The 6,427-nt window shown below is 59.0% G+C and carries 7 protein-coding genes and 2 tRNA genes; 2 read left to right on the top strand and 7 right to left on the bottom strand.

What is annotated here, in order from left to right; genetic code table 11:
* Positions 1–62: 62 nt before the first annotated feature.
* A tRNA-Lys gene (locus tag ACWXWJ_RS08290) sits at positions 63–135 on the bottom strand.
* Between the two features lie 310 nt (positions 136–445).
* Between ACWXWJ_RS08290 and ACWXWJ_RS08285 the strand changes: the two genes are divergently transcribed.
* On the top strand, positions 446–1,642 hold the full coding sequence (locus ACWXWJ_RS08285) for a L,D-transpeptidase (RefSeq protein ID WP_448307401.1): 1,197 nt from the start codon (positions 446–448) through the stop codon (positions 1,640–1,642).
* Positions 1,643–1,662: 20 nt separating this feature from the next.
* Here ACWXWJ_RS08285 and ACWXWJ_RS08280 read toward each other — a convergent pair whose 3' ends face one another.
* On the bottom strand, positions 1,663–2,589 hold the full coding sequence (locus ACWXWJ_RS08280; protein ID WP_473964109.1) for a phytoene/squalene synthase family protein: 927 nt from the start codon (positions 2,587–2,589) through the stop codon (positions 1,663–1,665).
* 464 nt (positions 2,590–3,053) lie between these two features.
* On the opposite strand from ACWXWJ_RS08280, the gene ACWXWJ_RS08275 reads away from it, so the two are divergent.
* A complete protein-coding gene (locus tag ACWXWJ_RS08275) occupies positions 3,054–3,275 on the top strand; it encodes a heavy-metal-associated domain-containing protein (RefSeq protein ID WP_473964108.1) in 222 nt (73 codons plus the stop codon).
* A 29-nt stretch (positions 3,276–3,304) separates the two neighbouring features.
* Here the strand turns inward: ACWXWJ_RS08275 and ACWXWJ_RS08270 are convergent, their stop codons facing one another.
* The 5 genes from ACWXWJ_RS08270 to ACWXWJ_RS08250 all read right to left on the bottom strand — a co-directional run bounded on the left by ACWXWJ_RS08270 (position 3,305) and on the right by ACWXWJ_RS08250 (position 6,399).
* Entirely contained in the window at positions 3,305–3,802 is a 498-nt protein-coding gene (locus ACWXWJ_RS08270; protein ID WP_473964107.1) for a flavin reductase family protein, read from the bottom strand.
* Positions 3,803–3,828: 26 nt separating this feature from the next.
* A tRNA-His gene (locus tag ACWXWJ_RS08265) sits at positions 3,829–3,904 on the bottom strand.
* Positions 3,905–3,991: 87 nt separating this feature from the next.
* Complete coding sequence (gene orn / locus ACWXWJ_RS08260) at positions 3,992–4,624, bottom strand: oligoribonuclease (protein WP_434827890.1); 633 nt, start codon at positions 4,622–4,624, stop codon at positions 3,992–3,994.
* Between the two features lie 58 nt (positions 4,625–4,682).
* A complete protein-coding gene (cmrA, locus tag ACWXWJ_RS08255; RefSeq protein ID WP_473964110.1) occupies positions 4,683–5,486 on the bottom strand; it encodes a mycolate reductase in 804 nt (267 codons plus the stop codon).
* A 196-nt stretch (positions 5,487–5,682) separates the two neighbouring features.
* Positions 5,683–6,399 (bottom strand): lysostaphin resistance A-like protein, encoded by a 717-nt coding sequence (locus tag ACWXWJ_RS08250; protein WP_473964106.1) that lies wholly within the window; start codon positions 6,397–6,399, stop codon positions 5,683–5,685.
* Between the last annotated feature and the right edge of the window lie 28 nt (positions 6,400–6,427).

Genomic DNA, 6,427 nt, shown 5'->3' with positions numbered 1-6,427 from the left:
CAAGGTAACGGGTAGGTAAGACAAAACCCCCACCGGGATAGATCCCGATGGGGGTGAGAGTGTGGGCTATCAGGGACTCGAACCCCGAACCCGCTGATTAAGAGTCAGCTGCTCTGCCAATTGAGCTAATAGCCCGCGTTATTCGAAGCGCTGTGCGCCTCGGCAACGTGGAAAACTTTATACCTTGGTGTGTGTACAACACAAATCGCCTGGTCGGGGCGGATAATTGGCAGTCCGCAAGCGTGGCTAGAAGTTAGCTGCAAGAGTGGACAGCCTGGCGGAAGCGAGTGCACGAATACAAGCCAGGAGGTATCGCCACCGTTTATAACGTTTACGCTACGAACAGCTGAAACCCGGTCAAATCACTAACGTTCCTCCAACAGCAACCGTTATGGTTTAGGACAGTCACATTTTCTACACACACATTTCTCTCATGGAGTAAGACTTGCGCAGCACCAAGGTTTTGGGTCAAACCTTTTCACGGATCACTGCGGCGTCGCTAAGCGTTGCCCTGGTCGCTTTCACCGCATCGTGCACGATCGACCATAACGACGATCCGAAGATCAGTTCGAATGCTTCGACGAGCGACGGTGAAGGCGAAAAGAAGAACATCGAACTGACCTCCAACATGAAGGACGGTGGCACTGATGTCGACGTCTCCGAGCATGTGCAGGTTAAAGGTAGCCAGAAGATCGACAAGGTCTCGCTGACGAACGACGCGGGCGAGAAAATTAAGGGCAAGTACAACGACGACAAGACCAAGTGGACCGTGCCCACGAAACTCGGCTACTCGCGCACATACACCCTGACCGCGAAGTCCGGCGATAAGCAACTTAAGCAGACCTTTACGACCGTCTCCCCGGCCACGACACTCAACGGCGCGCTGGCCCCGCTCGACGGTTCGACCGTTGGCATCGGACAGACCATCGCCCTGTACTTCGACGCCCCAGTGGAGGATCGCAAGGCAGTCGAGGATGCCATCACAGTGGAGACCACGCCGAAGGTGGAAGGTGCTTTCTACTGGATCTCGCCCCAGAACCTCCGCTGGCGACCCAAGGACTATTGGAAGCCAGGCACCAAGGTGAAGGTGAAGGCCAACCTGTATGGCACCAAGCTCGGCGAAGGTGTGTATGGCGGTGAGGACCGCAGTGCAAAGTTCACTATCGGCGATGACGTGCGCGCGGTCGTGGATGACAACACGAAGATGATGACCATCAAGAAGAACGGCAAGACTCTGCAGACTATGCCGGTTTCCTTGGGAAGGGACTACGAGTACCCCACGCCGAATGGTAAGTACATCATCGGCGATCAGTTTGAGACACTGACCATGGATTCCTCGACGTTCGGCCTGACCGGCGCGGGGTCGTACAAGACTGACGTGCAGTACGCGACGCAGATGAGCTACTCGGGTATTTACATCCATGCGGCTCCGTGGAGCGTGTACGCACAGGGCAACACCAATACTTCCCACGGTTGTGTGAATGTGTCCGTGGAAAACGCCGCCTGGGTGTTTAACAACATGAAGCGTGGCGACATTGTTGAGGTGAAGAACACCCAGGGAGAGACTCTGAATGGTGTCGACGGGTTGGGCGACTGGAACATCCCGTGGAATACCTGGAAGGCCGGCAACGCTAACGGCTAGCGCTGGAGCTAGCCGCGCGCCTAACGCAGGCGTGCAGCGCGGGGGAGGGCACGCGCGATAATCCTCGCCTTCTCGGCTCGCGGCACTTGTACGCGGGCCGTTTTTAGTTGCTCGACGGAGGTGCGGGCGAGCCGCTCATTCAGCGCAGCGAAGAGGTCGTGCGCCCCGACAACGCCCACGCGGGCGGATAGCGGCAGCAAGTGCATGGTCGCCCAAGCCTGGGCAAGTTCCTCGCGGATCTCTGCGACAAGCTTGGCCTTTGATTCCTCTGTCAGTTTTGGCAGATAGGAACGCTGCAAACCGACCGTATCTTCCTGGTAATCCCGCAGGAAGTTCACCTTTTGGAAGGCGCTACCCAGCGCGTAGGCTCCCGCATCAGTCTCCGCGCGCTGCTCCGGGGTCAGCGGGCGCCCTGCTTCGGCGGCGTGAGCTGCGAATACCGCGTTGCACATCCAGCCGATCACGCCCGCGGAGCCGTGCACGTATGCGCGGAGAGGCAAGGATTTGGCGCTGGGGGCGTCAGAGCGCATGGACGAGAAGAAGTCCACCGTCCAGGCGCGGTCGAATCCAGCCCAGCGCGCGGTGAGGGCGAACGCGTGCGCGATGGGGTCGGTGCTGAAGCCGGTGTCTAGCGCCGCGAGGGTGGTGCGTTCGTAGTCGTCGAGGGTCTTTTGGACGCCGCAGGCCGGCTGGCTAAGCGCCTCAGCCGTACCGTCGACGATTTCGTCTGCGATGCGAGCGAGGGCATAGATGTTGCGGATGTGTAGTCTGACGGTTGGTGCGAGGAGTTCGCTGGCCAGGTAAAAGCTGGTGGAGTAATGGCGGATAAAGCTGGCGGCCGCGGAGGTAGAGGCCTGCGTGTACAGCGCGGCGGGGGCGTGGTGGATGCGGGCCATGGGGTGTGCGGTGGGGTTTGCGCGAAGATGGGGCTTGGGCAGGCGGGCCATGGTGATTAATGCTAGTCCACGGACCCGAGAGGCTGACGGGGTGGTAGTTGGCGTGTGATTGGTGGTCGACGTGTGTTTGGCGATTGGCGGGGGTGTGGTGAGGGTGGTGTGGGCGATTGGCGGGGCCGTGGTGGGTGGGTAGAGAGGGCCGTGGCGGGGGAATGTCCAAAATTCCACGTCTTAAAATATAGCTATTCTGTTTGTGCAGGTCAGAGGGGGTGCGAATTTTGCGATTTTTCTACTTTTCGCGTTAACCCGTTGATTTTGGACATTTGCCCTCTGAGAGGGCGGGGGGATCGCACGTATCATGGCGCGTATCGGCGCCGTGAGCCGCTGGATGCGCTGGCTAGTGCGAGGTTCCGCGGAATGAATGTTCCCTGCGAGATGTTGTGCATACCGAGTGCTTCCTAGGCGCCAGAAAAATAAAGCAGAGAAATAAAGCTAGGGAAAGAGAGACTGCCATCATGAGCGCATACAGCTACGACGTCACTGGAATGAGCTGCGGACACTGCGAAAACGCCGTAAAGGAGGAGGTCGCGAACCTTCCTGGGGTTACGAATATCGAGGTCAGTGCAGACAAGGGGCTGCTGACGTTTGAGCATGATGCAACTGCTGGCGAGCTCAGCGATCAGCAAGTTATCGATGCTGTCGACGAGGCGGGCTACGAAGCTATTCGCCGCGCGTAGGGGAGTGGGCCAGGCGGGAGTGCCCGCCGTTAGAAGGGGCGCAACCCCGCGATGCTGTAGAACTTGTGGCCAAGGAAAAGCAACGCAGAGTCCTCGGAGGTCGCCGACACGTCCAGCACTTCCGCCGCCACTAGCGTGGCCTCCCCGGCCTTCGCTGTATCTGAAATCCGCGCGCGGATCACGGCTCGGGAGTTCGGAAGTAGCGGCTCGCCAGTCTCCGCGGTTACCCACCCTTGAGATTCCGCGAAGCGGTTCGCGCCCGACGTGGCGAAGGAGTGCGCGATGGGGGACTGGGCGTCACTAAGAAAGTGCACCAACATGCTGCTCGACCGCAGTAATTTGCCAGCCGAACCCGTGCGCTTCATCAGCGAGAAACTGATCGAGAGTGGGGCGAGTGAAAGCGAGGAAACCGACGATGCCGTGAGGCCGACGGGCTCGCCGTCGACGGTTGCGGTGATTAGCGTTACCCCCGCTGGGTGTCCGCGGAAGACATCCCGAAACGCTGTTTGAAGATCGGTGTTACTCATTAGCATCACTAGACCTTTAAAAAATTTGGGGTGACTGACGGGACTCGAACCCGCGACACCTAGGATCACAACCTAGTGCTCTACCAGCTGAACTACAGTCACCATTGCTGTTGAAAACAGCGGATTTCATGTTAGCCGACACCCCGTGCCTTAACCAAAAGGCCAGGTCGTGGGGGGCTAAAACTGGGGTTAGATCGGGAAACGCTCCGTGGCAGCTTTCGCGGCGGCGGTGACGTCAGCGTTGGTCGGGTCAGCCTCAATCAACATTGCGCGGCGGTAGAAATCCAGCTCGCGGATGGACTCCTTGATGTCCGCCAGCGCCCGGTGCGTCATGCCCTTCGCCGGCTGGCCGTTGTACACACGTGGGTACCAGCGGCGGGCAAGTTCCTTCAGGCTGGAGACGTCGATCATGCGGTAGTGCAGGTACTGGTCCAGGTGCGGCATGTAGCGGGTGATGAACTTCCGATCAGCGCCGATGCTGTTGCCCGCCAGCGGTGCCACGCCCGCGGTCGGCACATGCTTCTTGACGTACTCCACAACCTGCTCTTCGGCCTCTTCCAGAGTGATATCGGAGGCGCGGATCTGTTCCGTCAGGCCGGATTCGCCGTGCATCTTCGTCACGACGGCATCCATTCGAGCCAGGTCGCGCTCGGTTGCGTGAATCACCAGGTCCAGACCGTCGTCGAGCGGGTTGAGCTCCGCATCCGTCACAATGACCGCGATCTCGACCAGTACGTGCTGGTCGGGGTCCAGGCCCGTCATTTCGCAGTCGACCCATACGAGTCGGTCGTTCTTGGCAACTTGGTTCGGGGTGGTGTTCACGGAGGTTCCTTTCTGTTGTTGATAATTCTATGTCTTTTTGGGTGACGCCTCCTCGGAATCAGTCGCTTTCGGTTGCCATTTGGGCGTAGAACTTGCCGACGATGGGGGCGGTGACCTTCCGCGGCAGATAGGTGGATACGAAATTCATGGCCTTTGACAAAGGGCCGGGGACTACGCGCAGCTTGTTCTTGGCAAGTGCGGCAAGGGTGTCCAAGGCACAGTCCTCGTAGGTGGTCCAGAGGAAATCCGGGACGGCATCGTCAACCTCGGTGAGCTGTTCATCTTCCTTGCGTGCCTCGCGCACAGGGCCGGGTGCCAGAAGGGTGCACTTAATGCCGTGATCTTTGAGTTCGTAGTGCAGTGATTCGGTGAAGGTATTGACCATCGCCTTGGTGCCCACGTAGGTGGCGTTTCCAGGGATGGCCATGTTGCCCGCGGCGGAGCCGACGTTGACGATCCCGCCCTCGCCACGTTCCAGCATTCTCGGCAGCACGGCCTGCGTGAGTTCGTAGAGAGCAGTGGCGTTTAGTTCGAATTGCAGGCGCTCATAGTCCCAGTCGAGATCCTTGAACTGGCCAAAGGTGGCAATGCCCGCTGAGTTGATGATGATGCTGACCGGGGTGGTGCGGAGCTCTTCTAGCAGTTCTGCGCGGGCGGGCGCATCCGCCAGGTCGACGGAGCGGATCTGCACGTCGCGATCTGGGAATGCGTCCGCGATCTCCTGCATGGGGGCTACGGTGCGGGCGACCAGGAGCAGGTCGTAGCCGCGCCGGGCGAGCTCCTCGGCGATGGCCTTACCGATGCCGGAGGAAGCGCCGGTGATCACAGCGTAGGAGCCTGGAGTGGGGGCGGGGAGGTCCAGTTCCGCGGACTTCTGGGACTTGCCCAGGCCGAACGGCAGTGGGACGGGGAGCTGCTCCAGGGGGAGGGAGCGGAGGGCGTCAATAGGGTTAAAGCGGCTATTCGCAGTCATGGCTACAACCATAGCGGGCGGTGCGGACAAGGTGCGGGGCACGCTAAAGCGCGGAGAAGTGGGGTGAATGGAGTGCGAGGAAAGTTTAGGCGAACACCATTATCAGGACTATAGGTGTGACGAGGGAGTTGCTGAATAAATAGGGGTAAAGTCCACCCCAAAGGGTTCCTTGCCAGCGGGTGAAGAGCGCGGAGCCTAGGCCCAACAAGAAGGCGTAGATGATGATGGGCGGGCTAATTCGCGCGAGCCCGAATAGCAGTGAACTCAGGCCGATACTCGAGGCGACGGGCATGATCGTGTCAAAGTAGCCCATCAGTATGCGACGAAAGACTAGCTCTTCGAGAAACGGGCCGACCATGAGGTATGCAATGAGGGCGAAGATTACCGAAAGGTGCACCGAAATCGAGCTGGACTCTTCGGCGGCGGGGGATTGTTCGCTGAAAATGCTGTCCAGCAGGTTGCTCGAACCAATTGCGACTGTAGCAGCGCCGATGGAAACGAGCGGAATTAGCCAAAAAAGATGTCCAGCCTTGTTTGATAGCGGAAGAAGGCCAGTTTCGATGTTTCGTTTCCGAAGGTATCGAAGCAAAAGCCACATCGGGGCACCGAAAGCGATCGGAAGCGTGAAGGCCATGACAATGCACGTCGTCTTGTCGCTGGCAGATGATTCAGAGAGGCCAAACACCTGGGCAACTAAGAGCCCACAGACAGAAAGAAATGCGAGGGCAGCGACTAAGGCGTCGCGAGCTTGTGGGGCGGTAAGTTCCCGGTAACGAATACTGGCAGAATTCACTTGGTTCACTTCCGTTCCTAGTTTTTGCGTGGTCGGT

The sequence above is a fragment of the Corynebacterium sp. p3-SID1761 genome, from assembly GCF_055862885.1.
This window is presented reverse-complemented; position numbering and strand designations above follow the sequence as displayed.